Origin of the sequence: Nostoc sp. UHCC 0302, assembly GCF_038096175.1 — a bacterium.
In the GTDB taxonomy this organism is placed as follows: Bacteria; Cyanobacteriota; Cyanobacteriia; order Cyanobacteriales; family Nostocaceae; genus UHCC-0302.
Window position 1 is genome coordinate 5,734,414 of record NZ_CP151099.1, and the last position, 16,677, is coordinate 5,751,090.

At 40.4% G+C, this 16,677-nt stretch carries 12 protein-coding genes; 6 read left to right on the forward strand and 6 right to left on the reverse strand.

Translation table 11 applies throughout. The features are described from left to right. Window positions 1–137 precede the first annotated feature (137 nt). Window positions 138–455: a DUF3155 domain-containing protein gene (locus WKK05_RS24880; protein WP_341525725.1), complete on the reverse strand. Its 318-nt coding sequence runs from the start codon at window positions 453–455 to the stop codon at window positions 138–140. Between the two features lie 284 nt (window positions 456–739). On the opposite strand from WKK05_RS24880, the gene WKK05_RS24885 reads away from it, so the two are divergent. After that, window positions 740–2,089, forward strand: a complete 1,350-nt coding sequence (locus WKK05_RS24885) for a GAF domain-containing sensor histidine kinase (RefSeq protein WP_341525726.1) — start codon at window positions 740–742, stop codon at window positions 2,087–2,089. An 839-nt stretch (window positions 2,090–2,928) separates the two neighbouring features. Further along, window positions 2,929–3,381, forward strand: coding sequence for a hypothetical protein (locus WKK05_RS24890; RefSeq protein WP_341525727.1), 453 nt, complete (start codon window positions 2,929–2,931; stop codon window positions 3,379–3,381). 389 nt (window positions 3,382–3,770) lie between these two features. Here the strand turns inward: WKK05_RS24890 and WKK05_RS24895 are convergent, their stop codons facing one another. Further along, window positions 3,771–4,454 carry a conjugal transfer protein TrbI gene (locus tag WKK05_RS24895; protein ID WP_341525728.1) on the reverse strand — a complete coding sequence of 228 codons (684 nt, stop codon included), beginning with the start codon at window positions 4,452–4,454 and terminating at the stop codon, window positions 3,771–3,773. A gap of 384 nt (window positions 4,455–4,838) precedes the next feature. Here WKK05_RS24895 and WKK05_RS24900 point away from each other — a divergent pair, with 384 nt between their 5' ends. Further along, window positions 4,839–5,018 (forward strand): hypothetical protein, encoded by a 180-nt coding sequence (locus WKK05_RS24900; protein WP_341525729.1) that lies wholly within the window; start codon window positions 4,839–4,841, stop codon window positions 5,016–5,018. Between the two features lie 2 nt (window positions 5,019–5,020). Then, window positions 5,021–5,290 (forward strand): hypothetical protein, encoded by a 270-nt coding sequence (locus tag WKK05_RS24905; protein ID WP_341525730.1) that lies wholly within the window; start codon window positions 5,021–5,023, stop codon window positions 5,288–5,290. A 116-nt stretch (window positions 5,291–5,406) separates the two neighbouring features. Here the strand turns inward: WKK05_RS24905 and WKK05_RS24910 are convergent, their stop codons facing one another. After that, window positions 5,407–5,961, reverse strand: coding sequence for a GNAT family N-acetyltransferase (locus WKK05_RS24910; RefSeq protein ID WP_341525731.1), 555 nt, complete (start codon window positions 5,959–5,961; stop codon window positions 5,407–5,409). A 540-nt stretch (window positions 5,962–6,501) separates the two neighbouring features. On the opposite strand from WKK05_RS24910, the gene WKK05_RS24915 reads away from it, so the two are divergent. Together WKK05_RS24915 and WKK05_RS24920 are read left to right on the forward strand one after the other, a co-directional pair. Beyond that, window positions 6,502–9,528, forward strand: a complete 3,027-nt coding sequence (locus WKK05_RS24915; RefSeq protein ID WP_341525732.1) for an SMC family ATPase — start codon at window positions 6,502–6,504, stop codon at window positions 9,526–9,528. A gap of 1,162 nt (window positions 9,529–10,690) precedes the next feature. Then, on the forward strand, window positions 10,691–13,609 hold the full coding sequence (locus WKK05_RS24920) for an EAL domain-containing protein (RefSeq protein WP_341525733.1): 2,919 nt from the start codon (window positions 10,691–10,693) through the stop codon (window positions 13,607–13,609). Between the two features lie 26 nt (window positions 13,610–13,635). On the opposite strand, the gene WKK05_RS24925 is transcribed toward WKK05_RS24920, so the two are convergent. From WKK05_RS24925 to WKK05_RS24935, 3 genes are all read right to left on the reverse strand, one after another. Beyond that, window positions 13,636–14,178, reverse strand: a complete 543-nt coding sequence (locus WKK05_RS24925; RefSeq protein WP_341525734.1) for an SH3 domain-containing protein — start codon at window positions 14,176–14,178, stop codon at window positions 13,636–13,638. Between the two features lie 166 nt (window positions 14,179–14,344). Next, a complete protein-coding gene (locus tag WKK05_RS24930; RefSeq protein ID WP_341525735.1) occupies window positions 14,345–15,856 on the reverse strand; it encodes an AAA family ATPase in 1,512 nt (503 codons plus the stop codon). Between the two features lie 305 nt (window positions 15,857–16,161). Next, window positions 16,162–16,671, reverse strand: coding sequence for a DUF177 domain-containing protein (locus tag WKK05_RS24935; protein ID WP_341525736.1), 510 nt, complete (start codon window positions 16,669–16,671; stop codon window positions 16,162–16,164). Window positions 16,672–16,677: the final 6 nt, after the last annotated feature.

A 16,677-nucleotide genomic window follows, 5' to 3' on the forward strand; every position in this document is an offset into this window, starting at 1 on the left:
TTAATTACCTGGGCTAGCCTTACTGGCAAATCAGCGAGAAACTTAAAAAAAAATGAAGTATTCGCATAAACTGAGCAATTTTGCCAGTTAATTATAGACAGAAGCCACATTCACTGCGTGAGATAGCCGCTTGTAGTTCACCGGCTTGCCATAGCAAGAGGCTCCTGACCTGAAGGACTTTCTAATGTCCTTAGGCTGGGAAACAAGAAATGGTTCTCCTCTACGTATTGAGCACCAAACAGTCCCTTTTCTGCCCAGAAATAACGGTCTGTGGTGTGTTCATTCCGCTTTACGAGTAGCAATGCCGGTGGTAAAATCCCTTCAGTTTGAATGAATCTTCTCGCTGCTGTTACAGGTTTTTCCTCACCGCTTTCGATGCTATATTGAGGCACGTGTTCTAGAATTCGTCGCCCTTCTTGGCGACGACGGCTTTTCCTTTTACGTCTCCTTGCCAACCTATTGTCCTCCTCTTTCAAGCTATAGATTGTAGTGATAGCTACAAAATCCGTCGTCATTATAGAAGTTCTAGTTCAAAAATTCAATAGTTTTTAACGTTTTGATACAAGAAAAGTAATATCTTTGAAGAAAAAAATTGAATTATAGTACCTATGGATATAATCCCCTAGTACAAAGCATTACTCAAAAGATTTAGTTAAGCTTTATTAAATGAGCGAGGTAAAAACTCAACATCCTCTTTCATCATCCCTCAAAGTCTGTAATCCTGAGCAAGAGCTAAAAAATGTTAATGTCTGCCAGTTCTGATTTTCTGGCTCTGTGCCGAGAGCAAATAACACTGCTAACCCAAGGGCTGGGAGCATCTTTGAGCGTTGTATATTTAACACAAGAATTGGTAGAAGCTTCTTCAGGTGAGGCGAAACTAATTCCTGTAGTGGTTTACCCAGAGACAGCACTATTAATGCAAGGAGAGGAAACTGCTGAGGCAACATTACGCAAACAACTGAAAGTGGGAAATATTTTATTACCGAATCCTCAAGGAAGGTTGCTGACAGCAGGGGGAGAATCTCCGATCTCATCACAGGAGTCTAGTCCATCAGATGCGACCCAACCCAATTTAAAAGAGGAATACTTGCTTGGTGGCAACCAAATTGTTTTACCTCTTATTTATGAAGGTTTAATGATGGGGTTACTGGTGACAGCCAGGGAAGATCGGGGATGGCATGAACACGAGCAAAGTGAAATTCAACGGATTGCCAAAACCTTAGCGATCGCCTGTATTTTGGATCAGCGGCGAGCATGGTTGCAACAGCAACTGCATGAGCAACAAATTCTCCAAGAAAAGCAACGCGATTTGCTAGATAACCTATTGCATCAGTTTCGCAACCCTTTAACGGCGTTGCGGACTTTTGGCAAACTGCTGATGAAACGACTACGAGCAGCGGATGCCAATCGGGATGTAGCAAATAGTATAGTTAGAGAAAGCGATCGCCTGGAAGAATTGCTGCAACAGTTTGATAAAGTAATTGACTTGACAGAGGCAGATTTAGCGCCACAAATACTTCCTGAGCAGGAAGTATTTGTAGAAGCAACTCTTGAAAAAGATGCCAAACCTGCGCTACTATTGCCGGGAACAGGAGAGAAAGAAGCTGATTGCTCCTTAGTAGATATATTAGAACCATTATTAATATCAGCGAAAGCAATAGCACAAGAGCGAAAGCTGAAACTAATAGCCGAAATCAAGCAGAATTTGCCATTAGTACGAGCCAATGCTAAAGCATTACGAGAGGTATTGAGTAATATTATTGATAATGCATTGAAATACACTCCCGCTGGGGGCAAAATTTTAATCCAGGTAGGTCAAGAAAAACTTAATTATCAGGGAATTGTCATTAGTGACACTGGCCCTGGCATTCCACCCCAAGATTTAGAACATCTTGGAGAGCGGCATTATCGTGGTATACAAGCGCAAACAGAAATTCCTGGTACAGGTTTGGGATTAGCGATCGCCAAACAATTAATTAAGCAAATGCAGGGCGAAATAGAGATTTTCAGCCCTGCAATTAATTCAGCTATTACTTCATCCAATACGCTGGGAACCACATTTATTATTTGGTTGCCAAAGAGTCAATAGTTATTAGTTATCCCTGTTTTGTCACTCTGGGAAAAGAAAAATCAAAGCCAAATTTTGAACTGTAGATAGAACAGGCATTTGAGTGTTTATTTTCTAACACAATGGCTGAAATCATGGTTTTTTGGTAAAAGTCTTGTGCTGTAAGCATTCCAGATTATTCTCTCCCGAAAGTGATAAAAGAGGGTTAATACCAATTCTCTAAAATCCGGCAACAGATAGAGCCTCAAGAATGTACTTTCGCCCAGCAATAGATGCAATGATATCTTTCTGATTTTACTCTTCCCAGAGTGACAAAAGAAAGATAACATCAAAAAAGAATTAGCTAAAACTTCTCTCACTCCACAATTTACTGGTTGTGATACCCATATTCAATCAGAAAACTTTATTCCCATAGTTCATTATGATGGCTATAATCTTCCTTTCCCAGATAACTACTTTGATACTGTAATGATTATTTATGTGTTTCATCATGCAGACAGTCATCAAAGGTTGTTAAAAGAAGTTAAACGAGTTTCCAAAAGACATATTTTAATCAAAGATCACTACTGGAGAAGCTCTAAAGATTTCACTATTCTAAAATTTGCAGACTACATTGAAAATAAACCCTACGGGATTAATCTAACTTATTCCTTTTTGACTGAGAAAAATTGGTATGAGATGATTGCTCAAGTTGGATTAGAGGTTTTGGAGTCTCATAAATTTCGATATAATCCTGTTGATCCTTGTAGACATATTTTGTTCAAGCTCAAGGTAAACTGAAAGTTTTCTAATTCCTATACTCAAATCAACCAAAATTCTTGTGTGGAAGCCACTATGCTAGTTTAATGGAGGACACACATATGGCACTTGATAACGCTAAAACTCACTTTTACCAAATAGATGAGACTGTAGTTACGTTAGTCCAGCAATTTGAAGACTGTACTTTGCCTCGAACTGACTGGAATCATGCTGCCCATCTCACTATTGCTGTATGGTATCTATCTCAATACTCTGAATCAGAAGCAACGATACGTATTCGTACAGGAATTCAGCATTACAACCACTGCAATGGGATCGCGAATACCAAAAACAGTGGGTATCATGAAACTCTGACTCTGTTCTGGATATTCATAGCCCGTCGCTTTCTTGCTACTGCTAACCCTAATGTCTCAGTCTCTGCACTGGTCAATGACTTCATACTTACCTATGGAGAGCGAAAAAGCCTGTTTTGCGAATACTACAGTGATGAGTTAATAATGTCTTCGGAAGCTCGTCAAACATGGGTTGCTCCAGATTTGAAGTCTCTGGATTAAAAAGCTTTTTTACACTATTAACTAGGAGAAGTAAGCACTGGTTTTACTACAAGCGCTCGCACTACTGCTTGGTAACATTTTAATGTTTTTAGCTTTATCCCTGTTTTGTTACTCTGGGAAAATAAAAATCAAAGCCAAATTTTGAACTGTAGATAGAACAGGCATTTGAGTGTTTATTTTCTAACACAATGGCTGAAATCATGGTTTTTTAGTAAAAGTCTTATGCTGTAAGCATTCCAGATTATTCTCTCCCGAGGTGATAAAAGAGGGATTAAAAGTCGAATAATACTTCTGTGGTAGTAGCAAAATCGTTTGTGTTAGATAAATAATAGGCGATCGCAACTTCAGTTATGGTATGCGATCGCCTATTAATTTATAATTTAAATTACTTAGTAGCGGTATAGTTCCAAGTTAGAATCCAGTGTGAGCCTCAAATCTTGATTTGGTCTAATCACAAAGGCATCTACTTCTTTTTTCCGCAACAGTATGCTTGCAGCCGCACCTGCACCTGCACCAATAACAGGTTTTATATCGTTAACTCTGCGATCGCCTGTAATTAGTGAACCTAAAACGCCAGCGCCCCCACCAATAGCAGCGTCAGTTAAAATCTGACCAGTACTAGGGTTTTGTGTAACTTTTTGAGTTTCGGTTATAGTTCGAGAACTTGCATTAATCGACTGACGACGGCCATTAGAAAATACTAATTCTTGGGCTATGAACCGTACGCCTTGTTGATTATCCCTATCTCTTGAATAACTATCTAGGCTTACAGGTTCTAATTTTCCTTCAACTTTAGTACCAGCAGGAATCAATACATTTCTATTCCTGTCGATAATGTCATTTGCTATTCTCAACGTTATGGATTTGCTTTCACCTGGTTTGATAACAATTTTATCTTTGTCATATCTCACAGGCAAACTAGCTCCTGAAGAAATAGTAACGTATCTAGATTGATTAATATTATATTGGGCATTAGCAGGAGCAAAGGCAATCATTGGGGCAACGGCACTTGTAGTAATTGCCATTGTCATGAGTGTGAGGGTTCCAGATTTCCAGCGAAGAAGGTGTGTCATAAAAGGCTTTCTGTTAGTGTGAGTGATGTGTTTAATGACGATGAGTTACTGAGATTGTTTCTGACAAGTTTAAAACCTATCTATAGGCAGATTCGAAAGTAAGAATACTTATATGATGTGGAGTAGGTGCGATCGCTCCTGAGAATTATTAGGTTGTTAATTTATGTTTTTAAATAGAGAGTTAGCCAATGTAATGACGAAAAATTACTGCAATTGTTCCTAAATGTTGTTTCATTGTTTACGTTCACATATCTATAACCTCTGAATAGAAGGGAAGAGGCTAACTGTGACTATTTCTTCCATTCTAAGCTTATTTGCCAAAACTGTGGAGATGCTTTCTCTTCCTTTAGAATTGCTTAAGTTAATTTTATATAACAACTACTGATGGAACCGAGTGAAGCGCAGTACTTGATTATCAACGCACTTACTACCCTAGATTTACTCGGTAATACGTTCTATGATGAAGACAGTGGCAATTGGTACATAAATACCCTCAGCCAAGTCCTGCCAATTGCTATGATTTTGCAAAATGGTGATATTGTTCCGACTACTTGGGACTTGTAATTATGGCAAATTGGACTGAAGAGCAAAAGCTAAAGTATGCTAGGTTCCAAGAAATTTTAGAAATTGGAAAACAGCGTTATGTGGATGCTGGTAATAATCCTCAACATTATCGAGCAGGTTTTAAGGGAGAAGATTACTTGACAGATGAAGAGAGGAAAGAAGCAACCAGAATCATGCGGCAAATGTTTGGTATTTCCATCACAAATGGTTATGTCTATTGTCAAGGACGTTCTTGGAAGTTGCCTGAAGATTCGTTATTAAATAAAGAGTAAGTGCAAGCTGAATCTTAAATTAGTAGTTTTAGCAACGGATAGATAATAGATATACATTGGCTAATAATCTTTGCAATGTACTAAGGATTTAGCCTGCTTCCGCTGCAAGACGGTTGTTAGGAAGCTGAGAAATTCTCCCAGGATTCTCGCGTAAGTTGCCATTCCGTTTGGTTCCATCCTCGCGCACACATCCAATCTGGGCTAGGAAGCGTGCTAATTCGGATAAAGCCATATCGCTGCGCTAAACGTACGACACGCAGATTTGCACTGATGGAAATACCTCGAATCTCTTTTAACCCCAAATCACGGAACCCAAAATCAACCAAAGCCTTCCCAACCTCAATTGCATATGCGTAACGACCCCAGAACTGTGGTGCTAATTCGATTCCCAATTCCGCCTTATCTGAAATGTGACTCTCACGGCGCAGTCCACAACAGCCAATTAACTCCTGCGAGTTACGAGGATCAATTATGGCAAGTTGATAATTGCGACGAGGGTGTTCCGTTGCCCACTGACCAAAAAGGTAGAGAAGCTCGCGTGTATGGCTGAGTGCTACTTCTTCGGGCGCACAAAATTCGGCATACCGTGGATCAGCATGATATGTGAAAAACGCAGGCTCGTCTTCCTTAATAAAGTCACGTAGAATAAATCTTTTGGTGACAATCTCCATAATTTTCAATTATCGATGAGAAGAGTTGCTCGTAATTTCCAGATTTCACAAAATTTGCTATCAGTATATATATTGGATTGCTGATACCTCGGTCAAGGTTAAGCGATCGCAAGTAGCCACAGCAAAATTACTCCTGACAAACAAAACCTATACCAACGGGTTTCATTTTTTAAGATTATTCAAAAAAAGCGCTCGTCTACTCTTTTTAGATAGCTATAGCCAAGAGAATTAAGAGCTAGCCTGATTCAGAACTTAGCAAATTCCAGCAGAAATAATCTCTCTCAACTCTTAAAGCTACTCTTGGGTAAATTTTTCTTCTCAGTCAACAAGGAAAATAAGCAAAAGCTTCTACCAGAGTTTGATTTTTCTCTGGAAATAGCAAAAATTTTTCACACAATAAGAAGAAATCACTCCTCTTAATGTTAATTTTTGTAAAATTCAAGTCTTCAAAGCTAGAAACCTGATATTTAGATAGCTAAACTAACAAACAGTGCATCTGTACTCTTAATTATTAAAAGTAGATGTGGCGCTATAGCCTGAATGATCCCAGTACAACTTATCCTCAAAAACTTTCTCAGTTACCGTGATGCAACTTTAGATTTTAGCGGTTTGCATACGGCTTGTATTTGTGGTTCCAATGGTGCGGGTAAATCTTCTCTTTTAGAGGCAATCACTTGGGCAATTTGGGGTGAAAGCCGCGCCGCTGCGGAAGATGATGTCATCCATGCTGGGGCAAAAGAAGTTCGGGTTGATTTTACTTTCCAAAATAACCAGCAAAAATATCGGGTAATTCGCACCCGAATTCGAGGTGGGGCTAGCGTCCTCGAATTTCAAATAGAAACTCCCTCTGGGTTTCGCGCCCTTACTGGCAAAGGTGTAAGGGCGACACAGGATTTGATTTTAGAGCATATCAAGCTCGACTACGATACTTTCATTAATTCTGCTTATCTTCGTCAAGGCCGTGCAGATGAATTCATGCTCAAACGCCCAACAGAGCGCAAAGAAATCTTGGCGGAGTTGTTGAAACTCAATCAATATGATGATTTAGAAGAACGGGCAAAAGAATCTTCTCGTCAGTTCAAAGCCAGAACAGAGGAATTAGAGCGTTCTTTGGAGTCGATTAAAACTCAGCTGCAACAGCGTGAAACAACCGAGAGACAAAGAGCCGAGTTAGATATTGAACTCAACCAATTGCAACAGATGCAAGCTTTTGACAATATCAAATTACAAAGTTTGCAAGTTGTTCAGCACCAGCGGCAAAGCTGGGAACAACAACTCAGCTTTATCAAGCAGCAATACCAAAATCTTAGCCAAGATTGCGATCGCCTCCAACAAGAGCAGTCAGCAATCAAAAGTCAGTTATCAGATTTAGAGAAATTATTAAATCAGCAAGCTGAGATTAAAGCTGGATATGCTCAATATCAAAGTCTGCAATCTCAAGAAGAAGCTATGAGCGCTAAATTTGAAGCATACACCAGCGCTGGGCAGACTCGCCAACAAAAGCAACAACAGCTTACCAAACAAATTAACGAAATTGAACGACAACTACAACAAGCCCAAGCGCAACTAGACGCTTTAGTGCAACAAGAGCGAGAGATTCAGCAAACTCTTACCAAATCAGGTGAAGTAGAGGCTGCTTTAGCACAACTTTCTGCAGCGCGTCACCATCTTGCTCGCCTAGATCAATTGCAAATGCAAGTGGCTCCCTTGTTGCAACAACGCGGAACTTTACAAAACCAACTAGATCGTACTCATGCTGGTTTGGTAGCACGACTCGAACAACTGCAAAATACAGAGAACCAACTACAACGTTCCTCACAACGCCAACCCCAACTCCAACAAGCAGTGATGGATGTAGCAATCCAGATTGAGGAACTAGACAAAAAGCGGGTGTATCTGCAACGAGTGCAGGAAAAAGGACAGGAGCGGCGTCATTTTATCGAACGTCTGCAAGCTCATCAACGCGACTATGAAAAACTATTGGGAGAACTAGAGCAAAAACTGCAAATGCTCCAGAATCCTGATGCTCTTTGTCCTTTGTGCGAGCGTCCTTTAGATGAACATCATTGGAGTCGCGTGCTGGAAAAAACCCAAACTGAGTTACAAGATACTCAAGGACAGTTTTGGGTAGTCCGGGAACAAATGGCTGTGTCTGATAGAGAAATTCAGGTACTAAGGCAGGAATACCGCGAAATCTCCCAACAATTGGCAAGCTACGATGGTTTACGCGAACAAAGAGGACAGTTAGCAGCACAGTTGCAAGCTACAACAGATGTTCAACAACAGCTACAACAAATTGCTGCTGAAAAACAGCATTTAGAGCGATCGCTCCAAGCTGGTGATTATGCCCCAGACAAACAAGCGGAACTTCAGCAGTTAGACAAATATCTGCAACAACTTAATTATAGTGAACAAGACCATGCCCTCGCTCGCAGCGAAGTGGAGCGTTGGCGATGGGCAGAAATTAAGCAAGGGCAGATTAAAGATGCTACGAAGCGACAAGCGCACCTAGCAGCCCGAAAACCAGAACTACAAGCTAACATTGCCCAATTACAAGCCAGAATCCCCCAAGAACAAACTGATTCTGACTGTGCTAGACAAATTGCCGCCCTTGAGCGTCATATTACCGAAATTGGCTACAGTTCTGAACAGCACAACAACCTGCGTCTCGCCGTCAAGCAAGCTCAACCTTGGCATTTGCGCTATCAACAACTGTTATCAGCTGAACAGCAGTATCCGCAACTCCAGACGAGATTGCAAGAGTTAGAGTTCTCTAGAAGCGCTAGATTGACTGAGCAGCAAAAACTCAGTAGCCAAATAGAAAGTCTAGTCGAACAGCTAGAAGCCACAGCCAACCCATCTGCCCAAATTCAAGCTTTAGAGCAACAGCTAGCAACGCGTAGACGCCAACTCGATGAGCAAATAGCAAAGTTAGGGCGTTTGGAACAGTTGGTGAGTCAACTGGAAACACTGCAAATTCAGTACGAACAACAGCAACTGCAACTGCAATCTACTAAGCAGCAACATCGAGTTTATCAAGAATTAGCCCAAGCATTTGGTAAAAATGGCATCCAGGCATTGATGATTGAGAATGTATTGCCGCAGCTGGAAGCCGAAACTAATCAACTACTTTCACGGCTGAGCGCTAATCAGTTGCACGTACAATTTATTACTCAAAAAGCTGGGCGAAATGGCAGATCCACGAAGAAAAATGCCAAGTTGATCGATACCTTGGATATTTTAATCGCTGATGCTAGCGGAACGCGAGCTTATGAAACTTATTCTGGTGGTGAAGCTTTTAGAATTAACTTTTCTATCCGTTTAGCCCTGGCGAAATTACTAGCGCGGCGGGTGGGGGCGGCATTACAATTGCTGATTGTGGATGAAGGGTTTGGTACGCAGGATGCAGAAGGATGCGATCGCTTAATTGCGGCGATTAATGCGATCGCCTCAGAGTTTGCCTGCATACTCACTGTCACTCATATGCCCCACCTCAAAGAAGCTTTCCAAGCCCGTATTGAAGTCAATAAAACTCAGCAAGGTTCGCAGTTACATTTGTTAATTTAATTAACTTCGCTTTCTAAAGTCATCACTTACGTACAAACGTACTCAGTGGAAAGAATATAAAACTAGGGGTATAATCCCATTGTCAAAAACTTTTACAACATATAGCAGGGGACAGGGAAGGGCGCACTTGTGCTGAGCGTAGTCGAAACTCAGTGCATCGCAGGGAACAGGTTTGAAAGGCGTTTGGTGTCTGGGTTTTATGTTCAGTTGATGTCCTAAACTACCTAGCGACAGCTATATGAATCGTTTGTAGAAAGATATAAATGTACGCCTCTAGTTGTGTATCTAGAGCATAAATTTTGTGAAATAATATTAAAGCGATAAGCTTGAGGAAAATAAACAATTTATTCTTCTCCTAATATCCCTATACCCAGCCCCCCTATATCCTTGAATAAAAGTTCTTTACTAAGTACTTTAATTTAATAGTTAAACGTATTTACTATTAATAATTCTTAATTTATTTTTAAGGATAAAAAATAAACTTATTTTAGTTTTATTTTTATGATTAAGCGAAGTTTAAAATTAGGAAAATTATTGTTAGAGCAATATCAGCTTAATGAACACTAAATAATATAATATGTAGTTAATGGCTACTTAGAGAAACTCATTTTTTGAGACTATAATTTTCCTTATACAGAGTGTTAAAAAATACCGAAATATCATTAATCAAATAAATTTACTTTCTGCAAGGAGGATAACTTTCAATTAGCTTAGCCGACTATCAGAAATATTATGATATTTTAATTTTCCTAACATCTCTCTGAAGATATAAGAACACTATTGATATTTTCTATTGATGTTATAGAGTTGACTCTTAGTAAACTGCTAAAACTTTAGCAGTTATTATAAAAATTTTCCAGAGCAACCCAAAATCAAGGCTTAGATTAACTAAGAGTTAAGGAAAAATCTATAAGTTCAGCAAGAAATTTTAAGTAGATGTTGAGAGAATTAGGTTTTAACTATGAAGAGAAAAAATTTTGTAAATACACAAATCATGTGTTACTTGAGATAGCAGAAACTACTATAATGTTGATGCTTAGTTAGTTGACCTACTTGGAACCCAAACAAATAAGCTTATTTATCTTTGAATTTCATGTTACCAGAATTTGGGAATATCCAAGCAGACGTTCGCAAGGTTCTCTACCTTTAACCCCAAAAAGAAATGCTGTCAGAAAGAGAAAGTAAACATCACTCGCTGATGCCAAATAAAGAAAAAGTAGTATTCTTTCAGACAAATCCTTCTGGGGTATGGACTTTTCTTAATCCAGCATGGACAGAGATTACGGGATTTACGCTTGCAGAAAGCATTGGTAAAAGTTTTTTGAGTTATGTTCATCCTGACGATCGCCAACGCAACTTAAATTTATTTCACATCCTCAGCCAAGGCCAAACAGAAGATTATTTATTTGAAACTCGTTATTTAACTAAAGACGGTGGCTGTTGCTCTTTAGAAGTTTATTTCCGAATTACCTTGGATAGGGAAGGACAATTTATTGGCACTTCTGGAACACTAAAAAAGATTAGCGATTGCGCTGCACGCTTTATCAGCGACGATTCTCCCAAGAGGGAGACGCTACGCGATCGCACAGTAAAAGAAAACAAACCTAGCAAGTATGTAAAAAAAATAGCTTTTAGTTCCAGCGATTACGCTACGCGCAGTGCCGGAAGCAATCGCTACCTAGAAGTGCTTGTGGAAGTAGAACACTCTTTACTGAATCTTGATGGTAGTATAGAAAAATACATAGAAATTTTGCAAAGCTTGGGGCAGGCGTGCCGAGCTAGTCGTGCATATATCTGTAAAAATTGTGACTACGATTATGGTGGCTTAAAGTTCACTTTAAAAGCAGAATGGTGTGCTAAAGGCATTCAGCTACCAATTGACAACCATCCGTGGCAAAGCCTCTCCCATAGTGAATGTTTCTCCAACTGGGCAAAGAGATTAGCACGTGGCAACATTGTTTCCAGCATAGTGGCTGAATTAAGCGCATCAGAGCGGAACATTTTAGAACGTCAGGGCATTCTGGCAATTTTAATTTTACCAATAATTGCTAAAGGGCAGTTTTGGGGCTTTATCGGCTTCGATAACTGTGTGGAATCACAGCCTTGGGGAGCAAAAGAAGTAGCATTTTTACAAGCAGCAGCAGGTGCGCTATCCCTGAAATATGAACGCTTATTAGTAGAAGATGAACTACAAACAGAAATTGTAGAAACCCAAAATTTCGCCTCTCAACTAGAAAATAGCGTCCAAGAACGCACCGCCCAATTGCAGAGAGAGATTGCCGGACGCAAGCTTATACAAGCAGAATTAGAAAAACTGCTTTCTTTACAACAAGCAACGCTAAAATCTGCTGCCAATGGGATTTTAGTGATGGATAGTAAAGGTAATATTACAGACTTTAATCAAAAGTTTGTCGAGATGTGGGGTATTCCTGAATCACTGATGAAGTTAGGCAATTATAGACAAGCACTCTTGGTGGCGGTAAGACAGCTAGAAAACCCAAAAAAGTATCTTGCCGCAATTAAAGAAATATGCTTTAACCCAGATGCACAAATCTCTAATGTGATTGCTCAAGGGGAGTCAGGGCTGCGGACGGGTTTTCTGCCGCAGGCGACTGGTATCGCAGGGCCAAAGGCGATCGCCTTAAAAGATGGCAGAATATTTGAGTATTATTCTCAATCCCAGCGTCTTGGCGGTAAAATTTGGATTTTTAGCGATGTCACAGATCACAAATTTGCAGCAGCTAAACTCTGTTATCAAGTTTCCCATGACCTGTTGACGAATCTACTTAACCGAGATTTCTTTCATGAATATCTTTGTGAATCGTTAGCAAAAGCGCATCAAAATGGTAGCAAACTAGCAGTATGTTTTTTAGATTTAGACCGTTTCAAAACCATAAATAATACACTAGGTCATACCGTCGGAGATAAATTGTTGCAAAGCGTTGCTCAACGTCTGAAAAAATGCTTGCGACCAGGTGATACTATCGCTCGTTGGGGAGGCGATGAATTCATTATACTGTTACCTGAAATTCATAATCTCAATGATGTAGTTCAGATACAAGAGCAAATATTAGAAACTTTAAAAGCAGTATTTGATATAGAAAATTATCAGTTGCATATCAGTGCTAGTATTGGAACTGCTCTCTATCCCATACATGGAGAAGATGCCGAAACCCTGATTAAACACGCTGATGCCACATTGTATCGTGTTAAATCACAGGGACGGAATAACTATCAGTTTTATAATTCGACTATAAATTCGCAAGCTTCAGAATTGTTAAAATTAGAAAATAGCTTGCACTATGCTTTAGAGCGGCAAGAATTTAAAATTTATTACCAACCACAGGTGAATATCAACACAGGTGAAATTCCCAAAATGGAAGCTTTACTGCGTTGGCAACATCCTGAACTAGGTTTAATTCCTCCGGAAAAATTTATTCCCATTGCTGAAGAAACCGGACTAATTATACCTATTGGGGAATGGGTTTTAAGAACAGCCTGCGCTCAAAATAAAGCTTGGCAGGAAGCTTTCGGCTTACCATCACTATCAGTAGCTGTTAACATCTCCCCTAGACAATTTCAGCAAACAAACTTCGTCAATATGGTGAAGCAGATTTTGTCTGAAACAAAATTACAAAATCAGTGTTTGGAGTTAGAAATAACTGAAAGCATTGCCATGCAAAATACGGCTTTCAGCAAAAAAATTTTAAGGGAATTATACAATATGGGTGTCTCCATCTCCATAGATGATTTTGGCACTGGATATTGTTCTTTAAGTTATCTAAAAAATTTTCCCATCCATACCTTAAAAATTGACAGGTCTTTTGTACGTGATTTGACTACTGATACTAGTAATGCTGCCATAACAACTGCAATAGTAGCTTTGGCACATGGACTTAATCTGACAGTTGTTGCTGAAGGAGTGGAAACTGAAGAACAACGCAATTTATTGCGGGTTATTGAATGTGAACTAATGCAAGGGCATCTTTTCAGTTGTGCTGTCTCAGCGGAAGATGCGACGATATTACTATTAAAAAAGTGCAAGTTTCGTCGAGTTATCACATCTTTTTTAGTCGCATAAGATGAACTACTGATTAGTTACTAAATTTATTGTTGTTTCTGTGGTTGTTCTGTTTCCTCTGGTTTTTCAGGTTGTTCGTTAACTTTTTCAGTATTACCTGCTTTCACCCAACCTTCTTGTTCACTATCTTCTAAGCGAATCTTTTGCCAAGCTTTATCTGGGCTTTCTTCCAAGATAATAATCTTTTGATTAAAACCAACTCCACCGATACGTTCAGATTCCTGATTAGGTTCAGCTCGCAAACTCAAGCCTTCAGACCAACTAACACGTCCGCGGTAAGTTCCTGCTGGCAATGGCTTGGGAGATGAGCCAGTCTTAGATGATTTAGTAGGGCTGGGGCTAGGAGAAGATTTAGTTTCAGCCCCAGGTGTAGGGGTAGATTTATCTCCTTTATCCTCGCTCACAGGAGCTTGAGCTTTCACCGAGGGGCTGTCATTAGCAAAAATGGGTTTTGCAGGTGGTATACCAGTTCGATTAATGAAATAGAGTGCTGTGGCAACACCACTACCTATTAAGACAGCGATCGCCAGGAAAACCCCAAGGGTAAACTTTAGTAAGCCAGAAAACATAATTAAAACCTAATCAGCAATGGTCAATAGTCATTTGTCAATGGTCATTGGTTCTAATACCAGTTTGAAAAAAATGTGACAGATAGACCATTGTAGAGACGTTGCAATGCAACGTCTCTACCAAATATCCGCCGCTAACCCACTATTGTAGCTGCCACTGAAGGCGTTAGCGTAGCTTCCCGAAGGTTTCGCTTAGAGGACTATGTTTAGATGCCAAACGCGCTCTCCCTGCCGCTGCCCATTCTTGCAATAGCTGAATTTGCTCAACGGCGGTTCTTGCCAAGGGTATAATCTGGCTGGCAGCTTCTAAAACGTCATCGGTAGTAAAATCGCGGTTTTGGCTAAACCCGATATGCATCGCTTCAATCAAAGTTTGCTCAATCTCAGCCCCAGAAAAATCAGGCGTTTCATATGCTAATCGGTCGATGTCATAACTTTTCAAGTTATGAGGCCGCAGTCGGGATAAATGAACATTAAAAATTGCTTTTCTCTCTTCTTGAGTGGGCAAACCTACAAAGAAGATTTCATCAAACCGCCCTTTACGGAGCATTTCCGGTGGTAGGGCTTGGATGTCGTTGGCGGTGGCGACGACAAAAACAGGTGAGGTTTTTTCAGCTAGCCAAGTAATAAAAGTGCCAAACACACGGCTGGTTGTGCCTGCATCGCCTTTGCTCCCAAGTCCTGAAAAGGCTTTATCTATTTCATCAATCCATAAAACGCAAGGAGCGAGGGCTTCAGCCACCTGAATCATTTGGCGAGTCCGAGATTCTGATTCACCAACCAAACCACCGAATAATCGCCCAACATCTAAGCGTAGTAGAGGTAAATGCCAGTGATGAGCGATCGCTTTTGCAGTTAATGATTTACCTGTTCCTTGAATACCTATCAACATTAGACCACGGGGGTGCGGTAATCCGTACTGTCGCGCTCGGTCACTAAAAGACCCTCCCCGGCGAATCAGCCAGTCTTTGAGGTTATCCAATCCGCCGATATCAGAAATTTGCTCTGTGGCGGGGTAAAAGTCCAGGATTTGGGTTTGGCGGATAGTTTGGCGTTTTTCTTCCAAAACTAAATCCACGTCTTCTGGTTGCAATTCACCGTGGGTAGCGATCGCCCTTGCTAAAACCCGCCGAATCCGTTCCATAGAAAGCCCTTGGCAAGAGCGGACTAAATCATCTAAAACCTTTATGCTCAGGTTGTTTCCAGTACTTTGCAGTAAGCGTTCTATTTCTATTTTAATTTCTGGGGCAGCAGGTAAAGGAAACTCGACAACCGTCAGAACTTCGGTTAAGTCATCAGGGATAGCGATGCGTGGCGATAAGATGACAATATTTTTCGGTTGAGACTTGAGAAGTCGGGCGAGGTTACGGAGTTTGCGAGCGATCGCTACATCATCTAAAAACCGATGATAGTCTCGCAAAATCAACACTGCCGGCGCAGATACAGGGATTTTTTCGATAAATTCTAATGCTTGCAACGGATTACGCCGCCCAAACCCAGCATCGTTGGGGTTACCTTGGTAACCATCAACAAAATCCCAAGTATACACTGGGCGATTGCCTTGGTTTGCTGCTTCTTCCCGAATAGCTGTTTCTACCCGCTCCTCTTCATAGGTGGGAATATAAATCAAAGGGTAACGGGCGCGTACTAGCAGTTTAAACTCATCACGGAAGCTCATGAACTTTCTCCTATCAATCTGACGTACTCAAGTATTTGGAAATTTAAAAAAGTAAATTAAAAAACAATTCCAATTAAATTGTGTGTAAATTTCAACTTTCTCTACTGTTTCAATTTATGGGAAAGTTATCCAATAAAACCCAAACACAAGAAAACCCTCCAATTTGGAGGGTGTAAGTTAGAGTTTACTGGTTTAATCAGTCTATTACTTGTTCCATGTGAATTTAGCCTTTTAGATAGCAAGCGGTATTTCTGGGTCAAAATGACTAGGCTAAGACATCCTATCCTTATTTTGAGATACTCAACCTACTGTCCTGGCAGTTGCTTTTTTAGTGTTTCCAATCCAGACCAGCGATTGTCAACTTGCTTTTCAGAACTATCAGCAGTACTCCCAAGAATACCTGGACAATTAAGCTCACACAACTGACGCCGAGGCAACTCTAAGCACATTTGCTCATATAGCCATTCTTGAGGATAAAAGTAACTATCAGGTGATACAGTTTCTACCAAATCTTCTATAGCTACTTCCCTTTCTAAAGGCAAGTCATCTACTTGATTGGCAGTTTCGTCTAACCAAATGATTTCCTCAGTATCAACTGCTAAACGTTGATTGTACTGCTGCAAGCAGCGGTTACAGGTACAAGTGATAATTGTTTCTGCCTGACCAGACACTTGTAGGTAATTGCCATGATGCTGCACCCGGACATGACCGCGAACTGGCGTCAACGTTTCTAAACCAGGGAGAAACTCTTTAACCTGAACTTCCTCTGTCCGCTCCGGGGCTTTAGTTAGCTGCGGAATATGAATTGCGTCCATAGGATT

Bases quoted from the DNA above. Each gene is read 5' to 3' on its own strand.
- WKK05_RS24885 (WP_341525726.1), top strand. From the start codon at position 740: ATGTTAATGTCTGCCAGTTCTGATTTTCTGGCTCTGTGCCGAGAGCAA.
- WKK05_RS24890 (WP_341525727.1), top strand. From the start codon at position 2,929: ATGGCACTTGATAACGCTAAAACTCACTTTTACCAAATAGATGAGACT.
- WKK05_RS24895 (WP_341525728.1), bottom strand. From the start codon at position 4,454: ATGACACACCTTCTTCGCTGGAAATCTGGAACCCTCACACTCATGACA.
- WKK05_RS24900 (WP_341525729.1), top strand. From the start codon at position 4,839: ATGGAACCGAGTGAAGCGCAGTACTTGATTATCAACGCACTTACTACC.
- WKK05_RS24905 (WP_341525730.1), top strand. From the start codon at position 5,021: ATGGCAAATTGGACTGAAGAGCAAAAGCTAAAGTATGCTAGGTTCCAA.
- WKK05_RS24910 (WP_341525731.1), bottom strand. From the start codon at position 5,961: ATGGAGATTGTCACCAAAAGATTTATTCTACGTGACTTTATTAAGGAA.
- WKK05_RS24915 (WP_341525732.1), top strand. From the start codon at position 6,502: ATGATCCCAGTACAACTTATCCTCAAAAACTTTCTCAGTTACCGTGAT.
- WKK05_RS24920 (WP_341525733.1), top strand. From the start codon at position 10,691: ATGCTGTCAGAAAGAGAAAGTAAACATCACTCGCTGATGCCAAATAAA.
- WKK05_RS24925 (WP_341525734.1), bottom strand. From the start codon at position 14,178: ATGTTTTCTGGCTTACTAAAGTTTACCCTTGGGGTTTTCCTGGCGATC.
- WKK05_RS24930 (WP_341525735.1), bottom strand. From the start codon at position 15,856: ATGAGCTTCCGTGATGAGTTTAAACTGCTAGTACGCGCCCGTTACCCT.
- WKK05_RS24935 (WP_341525736.1), bottom strand. From the start codon at position 16,671: ATGGACGCAATTCATATTCCGCAGCTAACTAAAGCCCCGGAGCGGACA.